Below are 17,368 nucleotides of genomic sequence, written 5' to 3' on the forward strand. Positions count from 1 at the left end.
CCCGGCGGCGTGAATTCAGATTCGCAAGTCGGTCAGGATCTGTTCCGCTAAAAAATCACAGGGCGGCCGGTTCGATCCCGCGCTGCGCGCGAGCACGATTTCCAGGTCGGGCAGGGCGGGCAAGCCGTCAGCGCTGCCGAGTTGGAGAAATCGTTCCGGAATGCTGCATCGGGACAACGGGGCAATCGCAAGCCCCGCTTCGACCATGCTGAAAAGGCCCATCAAACTGGGGCTTTCATAAGACGTGCGATAGCTGATCTTCGCCCGTTCCAGCGCGTGGATCGCCTTGGACCGCGCAACGCTGCCCGGTGCGAAGACGGCGATAGGCAACGGCCGTTCTTTCCATACTTCGTTGCCGACCGCGCAACCGGCCCAGACCATGGGTTCTAGACGGATGAAATCACCGCTCAATCCCTTCATCCGCGTCATGCAGGCAAGATCGATCTTGCCTTCCTTGATGAGCGGCGCCAGCGCATTGCTCGGCATGCCGATTACCTGGATCTCGACCTTGGGGTAAGTCGCGGAAAATTTTCTCAGCACCGAGGGCAGGAGAGACGACGCGTAGTCGTCCGGCACTCCAATGGCCACTCGCCCCCTGACGTCCGGGCGGACGATGGAGGCCCAGGCTTCATCGCGCAAGGCAAGCAACCGGCGCGCATAGGCGAGCAGCACATGGCCGTCTTGCGTCAGCGTGAGGTTGCGCGGTTTGCGCAAGAGCAAGGACTTCCCCAGCGACGCCTCCAGCGCCTTGATCTGCATGCTGACGGCGGATTGCGAACGATGCACGAGTGTTGCGCCGCGCAGGAAGCTGCCTGTGTCGGCAACGGCAACGAACATGGAGAGCGCGTCGAGATCGAATGTTTTCATGGGTGTTGAAGGGGTGCTGAAGTCATCAGAAAAACTGAACGAAGTCTTCAATATAACTCGCTTTCCTGAATCCGGCAGGCCTTGCATACTGGGCGTCCCTCAACGTGAAAACGCCGGAAAAGAAACGATGTCGATGACCTACGATGACTTCAGGAAGCTCGGAATAAAGATCGATATGACGCGCGGAAAGCCGTCTTCGGAACAACTTGATCTCTCATCGGATGCCCTGGCCAACGCCCTGAAAGCGGGTGAGTTCATGTCGCGCGATGGCATCGATTGCCGCAACTATGGTCATGCGCTGGGTTTGCCCGAAGCACGTGAACTCGGCGCCGATCTGCTTGGGACTGCTGTGGAGCAGGTGGTGGCTGCGGGCAATTCAAGTCTTGAGTTGATGCACGATGCCATCGCGTTTGCCATCCTGCATGGCATGACTGACGGCAAGCCGTGGCGCAATGAGAGCGATATCGCGTTCCTTTGCCCCGTGCCGGGATACGACCGCCATTTCGCGATCTGCGCGGCGCTTGGCGTGCGCATGATCCCCGTGCCGCTGACCGGCAATGGCCCCGATATGGATTTTGTCGAAGCACAGGTCGCCGCCGATCCGTCCATCAAGGGCATCTGGTGCGTACCGCTCTATAGCAATCCAACCGGCGAAATCTACTCAGCCGAAACCATTCGCCGTCTCGCTTCGATGCCAACAGCCGCGCCCGATTTTCGCCTGTTCTGGGACGACGCGTATCGCTTCCATCATCTGACAGAGCAGAAGCACACCACGGTGAACATGATCGATGCCTGCGCGGCGGCGGGGCATCCGGATCGTGCGCTGGTGTTCGCGTCGCTGTCCAAGATCACGATCGCGGGCGCTGCGTTGGCGTTCGTTGCATCGTCGCGACGTAACATCGACTGGTGGCAGCGTTGTTCGTCTATCAGGACCATTGGTCCGGACAAGCTCAATCAGCTTCGGCACGTACGATTTTTGCGGGACCGGCAGACTTTGGAGAGTTTGATGGAGCGGCATCGGGCCCTGTTGCGACCCAAGTTCGACGCGATGACAACGACGTTCGCCGAGATCCTTGCCGATCTGCCGGACGTGTCCTGGACCGTGCCGCAAGGAGGCTATTTCATCAGCCTCTATAGCCCCGATGGCCTCGCGAAACGCACGGTCGCGCTGGCTGCCGACGCCGGTATTGCAATGACGCCGGCAGGCGCTGCGTTCCCTCATGGTCTCGATCCACGCGACCGGCATCTGCGCGTTGCACCGACCTTTCCCTCACTCGATGAAGTGAAGCGAGCGGCGCTAGGTATTGCATTGTCATTGCGCCGCGCGGTGGAAGAACAGCGGTGAGCTTGCTAAGCCATCACTGCGAGTTGGCGAGACCGCTTCTGCAAACCGGCGTATCCCTTCGTGTGCTCGGCACGAGGAATGACAATCCGATGAGGATGACCGACGCCCCCGATGCCAGCCCGTACACCGGCTGAAACGAACCGAACAGCGCCTTGCATAGTCCTCCCATGACGTTGCCCAACGCGCCGCCCACGCCGAACGCCGCCTCGCAGATTCCGCACACCAACGCTGCCAGCGCTGGGGCGCTCGTCTTACCGACATACGCATGCAGCAGACCGAAGATCGGGAAGAAAGAGAATCCGAATGCGACTGCCGCGACCATCAGGGCGTAACCGCCCGGACGCGACGTCGCGATCAGCGACGCGCACAAGAGCAGCACTCCCGCACTGACCAGTGCGGCACGCATGCCATCTCGCTGCGTGCGGCCATTTCGATCAGGACTGCCGTGCATATCGCCGATCATGCCGAGCACCAGGCCGCTCACCACGCCTACCAGCCCGACGAGCGCCCACGCGTGCGCGGTTACATCGAGACCCAGATGCAGGTCGTCGTGGGAATAAGCAGAGAAGTAGGTGATGAACGGGACACCGGCAAAACCGCATAACACTGCGATTCCGTACACCAGCAGGAATTTTTTAGCGAGCATGGGCCGCAGTCCCGGGCTTTTGAATTGGCGCGGCGGCGTGACGCGTGGCGGCGTTGCCGATGCCGGGCGAAACCGTTTAAACATGAGGACCATCACCGCGCTCAATACGGTGGACAACATGGCGGTCACGAGCCAGACAGACCGCCAGCCCCACGATGCAAGCAACGCCGGCACCATCAGCCCGTTCAGCAAGACCCCGAAGTTCGTGCCGCTGCCGATGACGCCGATGGCTTTCGCCCGATGGCGCTCATCGATCAACGGCGCGATCAGCGCCATCATCGGGACCCAAGTCGCGGCGGCGCACGCATTGAGCGTGACCAGGGCGAAGCCCATCATCCATGTGTTGTGGGCGAATGCGAGGCCGGTGAGGTCGAGCGCTGACAGCGCGGTTGCGACGAGCACGACCCGGGCCGCGCCAAAACGGGCGGCCGCGAGGCCTGATAACAGAGCCATTGCGACATTAGCCATTTGCCGTGCGGCCGTGATGTACCCGGCCTGTGCATAGTTAAAGCCGATGTCCTGCTTCATCTGCGGCAGGACGACGGGAAAGAGGTATACGCCGAACCCGTAAGTGGCAGCGATCACGCCGGTCAGCAGCAGCGTGACGGCCAGTTGATTGGCGAAGTCAGGCGAAACGCGAGGCGAAACATCCATGGCGGGATACCGAGAGAAGTCGTTGGATTTATTCTCGGCGTCCTTGCTTTATGATGGAAATGATTTAATTTACTATCATTGATTAAGCTTCGTCATCATTGAGTCTGACCATGAACCTCGATCTTGCCCTCCTGCGCGCGTTTGTTGCTGTCACCGAAGCCGGCGGTTTTACCAAGGCAGCGCGACGGCTGAACCTGACGCAATCTGCGATCAGTCACCAAATACGGCGCCTGGAAGACGAAGTGGGACGGCCGCTTTTATATCGAACCACGCGCAGTTTGACCCTGACTGAAGATGGCGACGATTTCCTGCGTTACGCAATGCAAATCCTGAATGCGATGGATGCGGTGACGCAGCGTTTTCAATCGTCACCGGCTTCGGGTGTTGTGCGTTTTGGAGCGCCGGATATCTTCATGGGTGAGCGGTTACCTGTTTTGCTGACGCAGTTTTCCCGGGCGTTTCCGAATGTGCGGCTGGATGTGAGCGTGGGCATGAGTCTTGATTCGCAGGCGATGGTTGCCGCGGAAGAGCTGGATTTGGCCGTGGTGCTGTGCGAGCAAGGTGACGCGGGTCAGGGCACTGAAGGAATGGTGTTGCGGCGCACGCGGTTTGTCTGGGCGGCGGCTGAGTCGTTTGAAGTGCGTGCGGGGGCGTCGCTGCCGCTCGCGTTTTTTCCGGCGCCGTGTGTGAATCGGCGAGTGGCGCTCGAGGCGCTTGATGGCTTGCCGGTGGATTGGCATGTTGCGTTTACATCGTCGAGTCAGTCGGGGATACGTGCTGCTGTGATGGCGGGGCTTGGGATTACGCCGTTGACTCGCGATGACCTGGAGCCGGGGATTGTGGTGGTCGATGGGCAGTTTGGGTTGCCGGCGTTGCCGGAGGCGGAGTTTAGGTTGCTGTGGGGGAAGGGGGAGCCGACGCTCGCCGCGCAGGAGTTTGGCAGGCTGGTGCTCGATGCGCCGGTCGAGCGGCCGTTACGGGCGAGTGCGGAGCAGTTTGCATGAAAGGGGGGCACGGGGAGGGGGTCGGGTTTGGCGGGTTCAGGGTTAGCGGTCGGGGTTAGTTGGGTTGCGCGGGTTTTGCGTTAGCGGTTCTGGGTCAATGCCGGGTTGCACGGGTTCTGCGTTAGCGGTCTGAGTCAATGCCGGGTTGCTGCTTTCACAGTTAGTGGTCTGCGAGAGTCGGATTTTCTCTTTATCACTATTAGCCACTGCGCGTGGCGGCGCGTCATTTCTTTGTCCAAAGCGACAAAGAAACGAAGCAAAGAAAACGCTTTCACCGCTCTACCCTAAGTGTCCACAGCGTGCAGTTCCATTTCATGGGTGCCCCAAAAGCACGGTGCTCGCCAGAGCCACGGATGTGTGAACCCCTCTTTCTCGCGAATCCTGACAGTAAAACGCTTCGCCCCGTACGCTCTCGGGCTAGCACTAGCGACTGAACCTGCCCAAGGAGTACCCCGCGCTATCCGCGGAAAACCAACCTCCAAATTTCGATGCATGCCGAACCATTTTTTAAACCACCGAGAAATGGATCTGCAGAATGCGTGAGGCCTAACCCGGCAAATAGCAATGCAAACTGATAGCTAACTCGCGAAGTACCACTGCGGCAAATACGCGTGAGGCCGTGCGGGTTTCCTTGGCACGGGTGCTAGCCCGAGAGCGTATGGGGCGAAGCGTTTTACTGTCAGGATTCGCGAGAAAGAGGGGTTCAAACATCCTCCGCTCTTGCGAGCACCGTGCTTTTGGGGCACCCATGAATCAAAACTGCACGCTGTGGACACTTAGGGTAGAGCGGTGAAAGCGTTTTCTTTGCTTCGTTTCTTTGTCGCTTTGGACAAAGAAATGACGCGCCGCCACGCGCAGTGGCTAATAGTGATAAAGAAAACATCCAACATAAAACGCGCGAAGACCTGAAAAGCAGCAACCCGGCAATCAACCCGACCGCTAAGGCCAGAACCTAGCAACCCCACCCCCGTCCACCGGCGCGAGCGAAAACCCACGCCCTATATCTGCTCAGCAATGCTATACGCAGTCGCCGCCGACAGTGTCCATCCCAAGTGCCCATGCCCGGTGTTGTAGAACACCCCCCGCCGCTTACCGCGTCCGACCTTCGGCAACATGCTCGGCAGCATGGGCCTTAACCCCGCCCAAGGAATCACCCGCGATGTCGCCACGCCGGGGAAATAACGCCGCGTCCAATCCACGAGCGGTGCAACCCGGTCCGATCGAATATCGCGATTAAAGCCATTGATTTCAGCCGTACCTGCAACGCGAAAACGGTCAGCGCCAAGCCGGCTAGTGACAATCTTCGCGCTCTCGTCGAGCAGGCTGACCCACGGCGCACCCTCGCGGCTCGCGGCGTCATCGAGGCACACGGTGATCGAATAACCCTTCACCGGATAGATATTCACGTTGTCGCCAAGCATCGATGCAATCTGCCGGCTTGCCACGCCGGCGCACACCACGACGCGATCGAATTCATACCGCTGCTCATCACCCGCGATGCCGCCCTCCAGCACCCGCAATGCGAACGGACTATCGCCACGCTGTACGATATCCGCGATCTGCGCGTCGTAATGAAAGCGCACGCCACGCCGCTCGCAGGCTTCAGCCAGACCGCGCGTGAACTTGTGGATGTCGCCCGTCGAGTCGGACGGCGTGAAAAATCCACCGTGAAAATCGCCCTGCAACGTACACTCGATCGCGCGCATTTCGTCGTTCGTGACCGCGTGCCGATCAAGCCCGCCAGTCTGCAAAAGCTGGTTCACCTTCGCGGCGGTATCGAAGTCCTTCTTGTGCTGGTACATATGCAGGATGCCGCGTTGCTCGAGATCGAAGTCGATCCCTTCACGCTTAGCAATCCCAAACAGATGCTCGCGCGCGGCAATGGCAAGCCGCACTGTCTCAACAGTATTGGCCCGGTAGTTCGGGATCTGCCGCAGGAATTCGCCCATCCACGAATACTTGTGCCAACTCGGCGCGGGGTTGAGCAACAGCGGTGCGTCGCGCGTAAACATCCAGCGCAGGCCCTTGAGCACGGTGGCCACGCTGTTCCAGACCTCGGCGTTGCTGGCGGAAAGCTGGCCGCCGTTGGCGAACGATGTTTCCATCGCGGCGTATCGGTGACGCTCGAAAACGGTGACGTCGTGGCCGCGTTCGGAAAGGGCGTAAGCAGTCGTGACGCCGGTAATACCGGCGCCAATGATGGCGATTCGTGACATGACAAAGTCCAGATGAAAGTTGGGCATCGCCGGCGCTGCCGGCGTCTATGCCCCATCTGTCCGTGTACCTGAGAGTTTCAGTCGTGGCGTTGCACGCACGACATCCCCGTCGGTGGACGCATTAAAGCGTCGCTCTCCAGATGTTCCTGCTGCGCGGTCCTTTGGCCTGAGAGTTTCCGGGGCGGTTGCTCCGTCGGCGCCGTCACCATGTTGCCGTGACAGTCTCTCCCGCGCTAGCGATTAGAACCCCGCCAAGATACCGTCTAAAAATAAGATAGGCAAGGGGCATTGGGGCATTGCGAAAAGCAGCCGCCTCTCGCAGAGTGCAGCCTTGCTACTAACCTACCAGCGCACTAGCCACTTGATACCGCCCGCAGCGCGGCCGAAAATCGCTAGAGCGATGAGCAGTAATAGCGGACCGAAAAATAGCAGCAGCGACATGGGCCACGACCATTGGAAGCCGTAGTGTGCTCCGAGAATCCCAAGCGGAACCGTGATAGGTGTGATCCGAAGTCCAAAGACGAAGATGGCGCCGATCAGCGCACATACCCAGTTCGGCCAGCCAAGCCAATATTCGAGGCCCGCGAATAGGGCTGCGCTCTGCAATAGGCTGTAGACGATCTGTAGAAGAAAAAACAGGATGGTCACGTCGATCCCCGATGCGCTGCTCGTGCGGTGCGAGCGAATAAGCTATTTCTAATTCGATGCCGCCTTGGTTCGAATGGCACTGGGCTCGCCCGCCTGAACGAACATGCCATCCATCAAGTCTTGAACGACGCCATCCGCATTCGGGAACTGATGCAGCACCGAGTTTTTCCAGTGGCCAGAAGCGATCAATCCGCCGCTTGGTGCCTTGTAAAAGCGTATATCCATCGATCTCAGATACATGACGATGTCCCAAAACCAGCTATCGGTATAGGAGACGTTCATGTCGGCCTTGTCGCACGCCGGAGCGATCGAAACGGATACGCCGTGATTTTCGAGGTTGCGTTGAACGGCCGCATCCATGTCCGCCGACCTGCCTCCATGCGCTGTGAAACAAGCTGTCGTCATGGGCGATAACTTCGCTTGAGGCCCCGGGACGACGCTCTGTGTGGTCGAACAACCGGACAGCACGGCAAGCGCTGCGCTCGCGACCAGCAGGGAAAGACCTCTCATGATTTTCCTTTTTATTCTTTTCGATGGTGTACGCGTTATCGGCAGTGCATCGAATACCTTGAGCGAGCACTCGCGGGCAACCTTGCGATCGGAATCATTGCGGGAATTTCTTCAGCTGGTTTGGAAGTCAAGGCCTGGCGATCCTCGCGAATCCACCTCAACAAACACCGCGGTCGGCACCTGCATTTTGCCTAAGCTTTCATTTAATACAATTATTTCTTTTTGCTTTCATTTCGCTATAAGATGCGACTCTCGTTATCGATTTTGGAGGTCGCATGAATCCTTTCGCGAAGGCAGTAGCCACGCTGGCCGCCTGCATTGGCGCATTTACCGTCGTGGTCTGTATTGTCGAGGGGCTAGCCGGATAACGCAGCGCGACCGGGCTTTCACCCGGCGCCGCTAGCGCATTTGCCAGACGCGCAAGTTGAATAGCGGCAAGATGCCGTAGACATGGTCGAACATGTCCGACTGGATTTGTTCGTACGATTCCCAACTCGTCTCGTCGATGAACAAGAACACTTCCAGCGGCAAACCATGTTCCGTGGATTGCAATTGGCGAACGACCAGCGGCATGTCTTTTCGGATCGCCGGGTAATGGCGAAAGTAGTCGGTCAGGTACCGTCGAAACATGCCGAGGTTGGTCAGGCGATGCCCATCCTCGGGCACGGTGAACGGTACCCGAAAGGCGGCGCTCGCCGTTAGCCTGGCGAGCAATTCATCGTCGCAAAACCGGATGCTCTCCATGTCGAGGTTAATGGCATGCTTGACCCGCCGTCCGCCGGATTCAACCATGCCGCGCCAGTTCTTGACGCTATTGGTCAGCAACACATAGCTTGGCAGCATGACAATGGAGTTATCGAAGTTCTGGACCTTGATCGTATTCAGCGCAATGTCGATGACCGTTCCGTCAGCCACGAATCCGGGTACTTCGATCCAGTCGCCCACACGCAGCATGTCGTACGCGGCCAGTTGAATACTGGCGACAAAACCCAGCAGCGAATCGCGAAAGATAATGATCAGCAGCGCCGTCATTGCGCTCACGCCAGTGAGGAAGTTGGCCGGCGAGCGATGCAATAACAATGACACAGCGGCAATCAGCGCAAGCACGTACAGGAAGATGGCGGCTATCTGAAGAAAGCTTTTGATCGGTCTCTGGGTTGCAAAGGGAAAATGACTATAGCGATCTTCAATGCTTTCCATGAACGCGAACGCAGCCCGCAAGACGGTCACGACCATGAAGCATGCGGACAGCGTCTCCACTGGACCACCCAGTGCGGAAATAACCGGGAACGTCACGCCAGTGAGCAGCGGGGCTGAAAGATAAATGATGATCGCAGGCACCAGTGGCGCCAGCCGGTCGAACACCTTGCGGCGCTCGGCGGCACGCAGCCACTTGCGGCGCTCGCCACGTGCCAGGTAGCCAACAAGCCGGAGCAAGATAAAGCGGGTGATGTAGTAGCAGAGCATGCTGGACAATGCGATCGCCAAAAGCAATGCGATGACCAGAACGATCGCCACGGGCAAGCTGTCGGTGTGGACAAAAAACTCACGCCCATTTGGCCCATTCACTACGTGGAACATGTCGTTGAACATTGATCCTCTCAGTGCTGACCAGCTTGCTTCCCTAGGGACGATCCGGGAGTGCGTTCTTAACCACTTGCGGATCTTTCTAAGCGGTGCTGCAGTGCGAGCCAAACCAGCCGTCATGGCTTGAGCGTGTCAACGGCATTGTAACGGCGCCCTGATCTTTTTTGTGAGGCTAGATGTGGGTCCAGCTTATCTCCAGGTTGCGGTTGCTTGAAGTGAGCTTGACTGCAGCGCGCCTGAAAGCGCACTGCATCGCCCTCGCTTTAAACGGCCACTTCCGGCGGCGGCTGGCGGAACAAGCGCGTGATCCAGCACAGGTACACGAGCCCGATCACGAACCAGACTGCACCCAGCACAAGTGCGGTCTTCTCCAGGCTCGCCAGCAGCCAGATATCCGCGACTGCGCCAATCAACGGAAACACCAATCCGCCGATCACGCCAATCCTCTTGTCGCCATGATCGCCTGACAAATATATCCTGACCACGCAAAGATTGACGGCGGTGAACGCAAGGAAAGCGCCGAAGTTGATGAACGACGTTGACGTTGCCACGTCCAGCTTAAGCGCGATCAATCCCACAATCCCTGCGATCGCGATGTTGATCGCCGGCGTCTTGAACTTCGGATGGATGAAACCAAACACGCGCTTAGGCAGGATTTCATCGCGTCCCATGGCATACAGCAAACGTCCGACGCTAGCTTGCGCCGAGATGCCCGATGCAAACTGCGCGAGGATCAGGCCGGCCAGAAAGACCGTCACGAAGATATCACCGCCAATCATCTTGGCGACTTCGAACGCGGCCGAATCGGTGTCCTTGAATTCCACGCCGGGGTGCGCAAGTTGCATCGTGTAAGCGGCCAGAACGAAAATAGCGCCGCCGATCAACGCGATCCACAAGATGGCGCGCGGCATGTTCTTCTTCGGGTCGATGGTCTCTTCCGTGAGCGTGGACACCGCATCGAAACCGAGGTACGAATAAGCGGCAATGGCGGCGCCGGCCATGGTCGAAGCGAATGGCACATGTCCCTTGAAGAACGGTTCTGCCAACGCGATTCCGCCGGGACCGGCCGCCGCCGATGCGTAATGCCAGCAGAGCACGACAAACAAACCGACGATCGCCAGTTGCACGATCATCAGCACAATGTTGAAGCGCGCGGCCAGTTCAATGCCGACTATGTTCAACGCGCTCGTCAGGACAATGAACGCGACGATCCAGATCCAGGTGGGCACGGTTGGGAACGCAGCATTCAGATAAGCCGCACCGATCAGCCAGATCACCATAGGCAGGAAGAAATAGTCGAGCAGCGTTGCCCAGCCGACCAGGAAGCCCAGATGCGCATTGAAGGTCTTGCGCGTGTAGGTGTAGGCGGAGCCGGCGACGGGGTAAAGCCGCGCGAGCTTGCCGTAGCTCAGCGCCGTGAAGGCAATAGCAACGAGAGCAAGCAAGTAGGCAAGCGCAGCGGTGTCGTCACTGGCTTTGGCGAGCACGCCATAGGTGCCATAAACGATCAGCGGCGCCATATAAGCCAGGCCGAACAATAATACTGACGGCAAGCCGAGTGTACGTTTCAGATGCGACTGCGCGGCTACGGACGAGTCTTGCATGATATCTCCGGGACTTTCGACAGGCGTGGGCGGGCGCGTCCGGAGCGCGGGCTCCGGACGATTCATGTGCTACGGAACTGCTGAAACTTCAGTCTTCAGTCGATAGAACGACGACGTTCTTCAATCACCAGCGCACGCGATCCATCGGCGTTGTCGATTGGCGTGAGGCCGAGCGGCACGCGTGCATCGTTCAAGTAACGATAGTGCTCACGGCTGGCCTCCAGCCGCTTGAAGTCGATATCAACGCGCAGCAGCGTTTCTTGCGCACCCGCCGCAGCTACAATTTCTCCGCACGGATCAACCAGCGCGGATTCGCCGGGGAAGGTGAGGTTGTCGTCGCCTGAGCCGCAGCGGTTCACCATGAGCGCGAACATCTGGTTCTCCATTGCGCGTGCGGTAATGGCACGCCGATGCACGGGGCCGAACGGATCCATGTTGCCGTTGGTGACGATCAGCAGGTCGGCGTCGAGCGCGGCGATTGCCCGGGCGGTCTCGGGGAACTCGATGTCGTAGCAGATCAGCAGGCCGACCGTGAGGCCGTTCCACAAGCAGGTTTCGAAGCGATCGCCCGGCGTGAACACGCCCACGTCCGACGCCCACAGGTGCGTCTTCCTGTAACGCAGCGCGATCTCGCCTGTGTCATCGATCAATACGGTCGTGTTGTAGAATCGCGCGCCTTCGCGTTCAGCGAGTCCCACCGCGACCGATACGCCGGCGCGCCGCGCGGCGTCGCGTACGCTGGTGAGTGCGGGTCCATCGATTGATTGCGCGACATCCGCGACGTCTTCTCGCGTCGGAAAACCGGACAGGGTTGCTTCGGGGAACACGATCAGCTTCGTGCCCCCGGCGACATTGGCGCGGCCGATTGTTTCGATGACCTTGGCGGTGTTGTGCCCGACGTCGCCGTCGACCAGCGCGAGTTGTGCGAGTTCTGCCTGCATTAAATCCGTCTCCTTCCAGATACCTTTCAGTGCCATTATTTGGGTGGCCTACGTTTTCGTCCGGACTATTGTCGAGGCATTATTTTTGTCCAGGAATTACCCACCAGGGTTACCCTTACCGGAGGAGACGATGGAGTTTCAATGGCATGATCTCGCGTTCCATAGAGAGATCGGTTCAGCCATCGACGCACTCGACGGGCCGCATTTCTGGGCTCGCCTCACGCGAGTGCTCGAGCGGCATATCACCTTCGACAGTTGGGTCGCACTGCGTTTCGCGCGCAATGGACCGCCGCTGGTTTGCGCTGAACAGGCGCTGCCCGACGGCAAGGTCGACCTGTTGTTCCAGGACTATCTGGCAGCACTTTACCAACTCGATCCATTTTATCTGGCGGCTTTCGAACAGCGTGTCTCGGGGTTTTATACGCTAGCGGATGTTGCACCCGATAACTTCAAAATGACGGAGTACTACCAACGTTACTTCAAGAAGAACATTGTTGGCGACGAAGTGCATTTCAACGTGGTGATCGACACCAATTACACCATGGGATTTTCGCTGGGCAATATGCGTCGTTACGACGAGCGAGATGTAGCGTTGCTGACGTTGTTCTCGCCCTGGGTTCTTGCGTTGATGCAGCAGCGCTTGCGATACGAAAATTTCGGTGGAGCGTCGGAGACGCACGAGTCTGCGGAAGGCGGACAGCATGATCTGCCTTCACGCTTCGGTATCCTGACTGAAAAAAGCGGGCGCGGTGCATTGACGGCGCGCGAGATTGAGGTCGCCATGCTGTCGCTGAGCGGGTTTTCATCGCGTGCGATTGCGGAGAAGCTGACCATCTCGTTCGAGACGGTCCGAGCGCACAAGAAGCATATTTATTCGAAGCTCGGCATTGGCTCGCAATCGGAGTTGTTTGCACTGTTTTACGAACCGGGCTCGCATTCATTCGCCGAAGGACCGGAAGGCGATGTGACAATGCCTGCGGGAAATAGAACGTAATAATAAGGTAAGTGAATCGATAGATTTCACGCCTCGCGAAACCTCTCCGACCCTTACCGGATATTTCACAAAACTTTCTTCATTCCTCTGCAGACTGGCGTCCGCGATCAAACGAAAACGTTTGCGCGGTCCCCCGGAACAGGCAGAGACATCATGAGACCAACCGCGACATTGGCATTGACGGCACTGGCGACACTGGTGCTCGCTGCCTGCGGACCCGACGATCAGGCGAGCGTCGGCGCTGCACAACAAGCCTCGGCTAACGCGTCGTTACCGGCCAGCGCCGTCGAGCCGCTCGTGCTGTCAACACCGTCCGATGACCCGGCGGCGAGCAGTCCCATTGCGGCCGCTCAGGCAAGCCTCGCGGCGGACGCACAACAGGTAGCACCTGTTCTTCACTCCGCGCCCGACTCGTCCCAGTGACGCGAAAAGCCACCGCTTTCAAGTGAAAAAGAATCCCCATCCTGATCGAGTCCTTCGATCGGGACGGCATTGCCGCACCTATCATGACGCCACGAGGTGAATCAAAATGACGTTGAATAGCCGCCGCCGTTTCTTGCAGACTGTTGCCACTTCAGCCGGTGCCGCCGCCGCGCTGACAGTGTTCCCCGAATCCATTCGCAAGGCGCTCGCCATTCCGGCGTCAGGGCGCACTGGAACGATCAATGACGTTGAACACATTGTGGTGTTCATGCAGGAGAACCGTTCCTTCGATCACTACTTCGGCCACTTGCGTGGTGTACGCGGGTACAACGACCGCTTCCCGATCCCGTTGCCGAGCGGCCAGCCGGTATGGTTCCAGCCGTCGAAGGAAGATGCGACGAAACCGGTGCTGCCGTTTCATCTGAATACCCTGACGACCAGCGCGCAGTGCGTAGGCGACCTGGACCACAATTGGTACCCGACTCACTACGCGATCAATAATGGCCGTTACGACCAATGGCCCGCGTACAAGACGGATATGACGATGGGTTATCACTTGCGCAGCGACATTCCGTTTCACTACGCGCTTGCCGATGCCTTCACCGTCTGCGATTCCTACTTCTGTTCGCTGCCTGGCCCGACGCATCCGAACCGCGCGTATCTGATGACGGGCATGGTCGATCCGACCGGCACGAAAGGCGGCCCGCTGCTCGACAACAACGACTACGTGGACGGCGACGGTCCGCCGAAATATCAGTTGCTCTCGTGGACGACGTATCCGGAACGTCTGGAAGCGGCCGGTATCTCGTGGCAGATCTACCAGCAAGGCCTGACCGGCGACGATCCGCTGAACGGCAACTACGGCACCAACATCCTGCAGAATTTCACGAACATCATCAATGCACCGCAAGGCTCTTCGCTGCAGTTGCGCGCGAACGCCGTGCGTACGATCGATGACCTGAAGGCCGACGTGCTGGCGAATAAATTGCCGCAAGTATCGTGGTTGTGTCCGCCCGCGGCGTACTCTGAACATCCGAAATACACGCCGGCTTACGGGGCGGAATACACGTCGACAATCCTCGATGCGCTGACCGCTAATCCGGAAGTCTGGAGCAAGACGGTGCTGTTCATCATGTACGACGAGAACGATGGTTTCTTCGATCACCTCGTGCCGCCGCAGCCGCCCATGTCGCGGGCGCAGGGGTTGTCGACGGTGAGTACCGAGGGCGAACTCCACACGGTCGTCAATCCGGGACGCGGCGGCAGTTATACCGCCGATGGCCTGCCTTACGGCCTCGGCCCGCGTGTGCCCATGACGGTGGTTTCACCGTGGACCAAGGGCGGTTTTGTTTGTTCGCAAGTGTTCGATCACACGTCGGTGATTCGCTTTATCGAAACGCGCTTTGGGGTGATGGAGCCGAACATTACGCAGTGGCGTCGTGCGGTATGCGGTGACCTGACAACGGCCTTCGATTTCCGCACGCCCGATGCACAGATGCCGTCGCTGCCCGACACCAGCAACTACAAGACCATCGCGGACAATCAGTGCGCCACGCAACCGGCGCCGACAGTGCCGGCCGTGCCCGGCGTGATCGATCCGCAGGAACCGGGTACGCGCTTCGCCCGCGCGTTGCCTTATGAGTTGTATGTGCAAAGCAGTCTCGATTCAGGCAACAAGACATTTACGCTTCACTTCGCCAATACCGGCGCGCAGGGCGCGCACTTCTACGTCTACTCGACGAACCGTACCGATGGTCCGTGGCGCTATACGGTTGAAGCGGGCAAGACCTTGCGCGACAGCTTCGACATCAACAGGACGGCCGGCATCTATGCGTTCACGGTCTACGGTCCGAACGGATTCGTGCGCGAGTTTGCCGGTTCGTTGACGCCGCCGGGAACCGGCAGTGTGTCGAATCCGCCGGCCGCCCCCGAATTGGCGGTGCAATACGATGTCGCGAATGGCAACGTGTCCCTGCAATTCACGAATCGCGGCCGTGGCATTGCGCACTTATCGGTTGCCGATAACGCGTACGGCGCGCATTCGCGTTCGGTGGTGGTGCCGTCGCTGGGGACCATGGCGGCGTCGTGGGTTCTGTCCGCGAGTCATCACTGGTACGACCTGAGCGTTACCAGCAACGACGATCCTACGTTCTTGCGCCGTCTTGCAGGTCACGTCGAAAACGGCCGCCCGAGTATCAGCGATCCGGCTGCGGTTGCTCCAGTGACGGTGCTGGCTTGATGTAGCCCGCGCGAACCCGGTACGTGTCGTTCACAACGTCCGGGTTCGCATCGTCTTGCGAATTCTTGCGAATGACGGTTCTTCAATAACGGTGTTGACGTCGGCCCCCAAAGCCATTTATTGTTAGCACCATGAACTCGCATCTTTTCATCCTCACGACCGCGACTACCACGACCACCTTCTCAGGCGGGTCGTCTGGAGCGCGTGCGCGATAAAGCATCGAGGTGCGTTTTTCAGAAGGCCCCGCCGGAAACGGACGGGGCCTTTTGCGTTGTGCAGCGCTCCCTGTCCGTGATGGCCCTTGAAATTAACGGAGAGCGTTATGGACGATATCGATCATCGGCAGTTGGGTTATCAACTGGATCTGTTTCATCAGCAGGACGAAGGACCCGGAATGGTATTCTGGCATCCGCGTGGCTGGGAGCTTTATCGCGTGGTGGAGGAGTACATCCGGCGTCGAATGCGGGGCGCGGGATTTCGCGAAGTGCGTACGCCGCAATTGCTGGCGCGTTCGCTTTGGGAGCGCAGCGGGCATTGGGATAAATTTCAGGCCGCCATGTATTCGGTGAATGACCGGCATGACGAAGCTCTCAACGAAGCCGGCGACAGCCGGCCGTATTGCCTGAAACCCATGAGCTGTCCTTGTCATGTGCAGATTTTCAATCAGCGAATTCGTTCTTATCGGGACCTGCCGATCCGGTACAGCGAGTTTGGTGCCTGCCATCGTGATGAGCCTTCGGGATCGCTCGAGGGGTTAAAACGCACGCGCGCTTTCACGCAAGACGATGCCCATGTCTTCTGCATGGAAGACCAGGTGGAAACCGAGGTAGGGCGGTTTTGTGACTTGCTTCGTGGGGTCTACGCCGACCTTGGTTTCTCGACGTTTCGCGTGCAACTGGCTACGCGTCCGGATCAGCGAGCAGGCGATGACGCCGTCTGGGATCGCGCGGAAGAGGCGCTCGCAAAGGCGGCGGCCTCGGCCGGCCTGACGTTCGATGTGCATCCGGGAGAAGGTGCTTTCTATGGCCCGAAACTCGAATTCCATCTTATGGATAGCCGCAACCGTAGTTGGCAGTGCGGAACGATCCAGCTTGATTTCATCTTGCCGGATCGCCTCGATGCAAGCTTCGTCTCGTTCGAGAATCAACACCTTCGCCCGGTGATGATTCATCACGCGGTCCTGGGCAGCATGGAGCGGTTTATCGCGATGCTGCTTGAGCATCATGAGGGTTGGCTGCCCATGTGGCTTGCGCCCGATCAGGTGACGGTAGCAACCGTCTCGAATGCCAGCGCGGCCTATGGACAACGCGTGATGGACTTGCTCGATGAAGCGAACATAAGGGCGGTGTTCGACGACAGGCCTGAACGGCTTGAACGGAAGATCGTCGATGCGCGCGAACAGCGGATCCCCGTGTTTATCACGGTGGGTGCGCGCGACCAGCGCGACGAGACGGTGTCGCTGCGGCTTCGGGATGGAACGCAAAACACCTTCCCGATACAAGCAGGCATCGAACATTTACGTGAGATGTTGCGGACGCCTGCCAAAGCCGGGTCGTAAAAAACGAAAGAGCCGCGGTTGGCTCTTTCTTCTGTCGCGCTCGCCTTGACCCACCCCCCAAGGGTTTCCCCTCATCAATTCCCGCTTGACCATCGCAATATGACGTCTTAAATTCTGTACATGTTCCTACAT

The 17,368-nt window shown here is 58.7% G+C and carries 14 protein-coding genes and 1 riboswitch; of the genes, 6 read left to right on the forward strand and 8 right to left on the reverse strand.

Annotated features, from left to right (window positions below):
• Nucleotides 1–15 precede the first annotated feature (15 nt).
• Nucleotides 16–867, reverse strand: coding sequence for a LysR substrate-binding domain-containing protein (locus tag ACSQ83_RS24020; RefSeq protein WP_436229855.1), 852 nt, complete (start codon nucleotides 865–867; stop codon nucleotides 16–18).
• Nucleotides 868–994: 127 nt separating this feature from the next.
• Between ACSQ83_RS24020 and ACSQ83_RS24025 the strand changes: the two genes are divergently transcribed.
• Nucleotides 995–2,212 carry an aminotransferase class I/II-fold pyridoxal phosphate-dependent enzyme gene (locus tag ACSQ83_RS24025; protein WP_414954652.1) on the forward strand — a complete coding sequence of 406 codons (1,218 nt, stop codon included), beginning with the start codon at nucleotides 995–997 and terminating at the stop codon, nucleotides 2,210–2,212.
• A gap of 13 nt (nucleotides 2,213–2,225) precedes the next feature.
• On the opposite strand, the gene ACSQ83_RS24030 is transcribed toward ACSQ83_RS24025, so the two are convergent.
• On the reverse strand, nucleotides 2,226–3,512 hold the full coding sequence (locus ACSQ83_RS24030) for an MFS transporter (RefSeq protein ID WP_436229856.1): 1,287 nt from the start codon (nucleotides 3,510–3,512) through the stop codon (nucleotides 2,226–2,228).
• A 110-nt stretch (nucleotides 3,513–3,622) separates the two neighbouring features.
• On the opposite strand from ACSQ83_RS24030, the gene ACSQ83_RS24035 reads away from it, so the two are divergent.
• The gene (locus ACSQ83_RS24035) at nucleotides 3,623–4,516 is read left to right on the forward strand and encodes a LysR substrate-binding domain-containing protein (RefSeq protein ID WP_436229857.1); all 894 of its coding nucleotides are present in this window, start codon (nucleotides 3,623–3,625) and stop codon (nucleotides 4,514–4,516) included.
• A gap of 998 nt (nucleotides 4,517–5,514) precedes the next feature.
• On the opposite strand, the gene ACSQ83_RS24040 is transcribed toward ACSQ83_RS24035, so the two are convergent.
• The 6 genes from ACSQ83_RS24040 to ACSQ83_RS24065 all read right to left on the reverse strand — a co-directional run bounded on the left by ACSQ83_RS24040 (nucleotide 5,515) and on the right by ACSQ83_RS24065 (nucleotide 12,022).
• The gene (locus ACSQ83_RS24040) at nucleotides 5,515–6,732 is read right to left on the reverse strand and encodes a D-amino acid dehydrogenase (RefSeq protein ID WP_436229858.1); all 1,218 of its coding nucleotides are present in this window, start codon (nucleotides 6,730–6,732) and stop codon (nucleotides 5,515–5,517) included.
• A 144-nt stretch (nucleotides 6,733–6,876) separates the two neighbouring features.
• Nucleotides 6,877–6,973: riboswitch (glycine riboswitch) on the reverse strand.
• A 101-nt stretch (nucleotides 6,974–7,074) separates the two neighbouring features.
• Nucleotides 7,075–7,380, reverse strand: coding sequence for a hypothetical protein (locus tag ACSQ83_RS24045; protein WP_436229859.1), 306 nt, complete (start codon nucleotides 7,378–7,380; stop codon nucleotides 7,075–7,077).
• Between the two features lie 48 nt (nucleotides 7,381–7,428).
• Complete coding sequence (locus ACSQ83_RS24050) at nucleotides 7,429–7,740, reverse strand: hypothetical protein (protein WP_436229860.1); 312 nt, start codon at nucleotides 7,738–7,740, stop codon at nucleotides 7,429–7,431.
• Nucleotides 7,741–8,289: 549 nt separating this feature from the next.
• A complete protein-coding gene (locus ACSQ83_RS24055; RefSeq protein ID WP_436229861.1) occupies nucleotides 8,290–9,483 on the reverse strand; it encodes a mechanosensitive ion channel family protein in 1,194 nt (397 codons plus the stop codon).
• A 257-nt stretch (nucleotides 9,484–9,740) separates the two neighbouring features.
• Nucleotides 9,741–11,081: an APC family permease gene (locus tag ACSQ83_RS24060; protein ID WP_414968321.1), complete on the reverse strand. Its 1,341-nt coding sequence runs from the start codon at nucleotides 11,079–11,081 to the stop codon at nucleotides 9,741–9,743.
• Nucleotides 11,082–11,176: 95 nt separating this feature from the next.
• Nucleotides 11,177–12,022: a carbon-nitrogen hydrolase family protein gene (locus ACSQ83_RS24065; protein WP_436229862.1), complete on the reverse strand. Its 846-nt coding sequence runs from the start codon at nucleotides 12,020–12,022 to the stop codon at nucleotides 11,177–11,179.
• Nucleotides 12,023–12,152: 130 nt separating this feature from the next.
• Here ACSQ83_RS24065 and ACSQ83_RS24070 point away from each other — a divergent pair, with 130 nt between their 5' ends.
• From ACSQ83_RS24070 to thrS, 4 genes are all read left to right on the forward strand, one after another.
• A complete protein-coding gene (locus tag ACSQ83_RS24070; protein WP_436229863.1) occupies nucleotides 12,153–13,016 on the forward strand; it encodes a response regulator transcription factor in 864 nt (287 codons plus the stop codon).
• A 153-nt stretch (nucleotides 13,017–13,169) separates the two neighbouring features.
• Nucleotides 13,170–13,439, forward strand: a complete 270-nt coding sequence (locus ACSQ83_RS24075) for a hypothetical protein (RefSeq protein WP_414954886.1) — start codon at nucleotides 13,170–13,172, stop codon at nucleotides 13,437–13,439.
• 106 nt (nucleotides 13,440–13,545) lie between these two features.
• Nucleotides 13,546–15,678 (forward strand): phosphocholine-specific phospholipase C, encoded by a 2,133-nt coding sequence (locus ACSQ83_RS24080; RefSeq protein ID WP_436229864.1) that lies wholly within the window; start codon nucleotides 13,546–13,548, stop codon nucleotides 15,676–15,678.
• Nucleotides 15,679–16,000: 322 nt separating this feature from the next.
• Complete coding sequence (gene thrS / locus ACSQ83_RS24085) at nucleotides 16,001–17,236, forward strand: threonine--tRNA ligase (protein ID WP_436229865.1); 1,236 nt, start codon at nucleotides 16,001–16,003, stop codon at nucleotides 17,234–17,236.
• Nucleotides 17,237–17,368: the final 132 nt, after the last annotated feature.

This window comes from Caballeronia sp. LjRoot29, from assembly GCF_964252755.1.
Classification (GTDB): Bacteria; Pseudomonadota; Gammaproteobacteria; order Burkholderiales; family Burkholderiaceae; genus Caballeronia.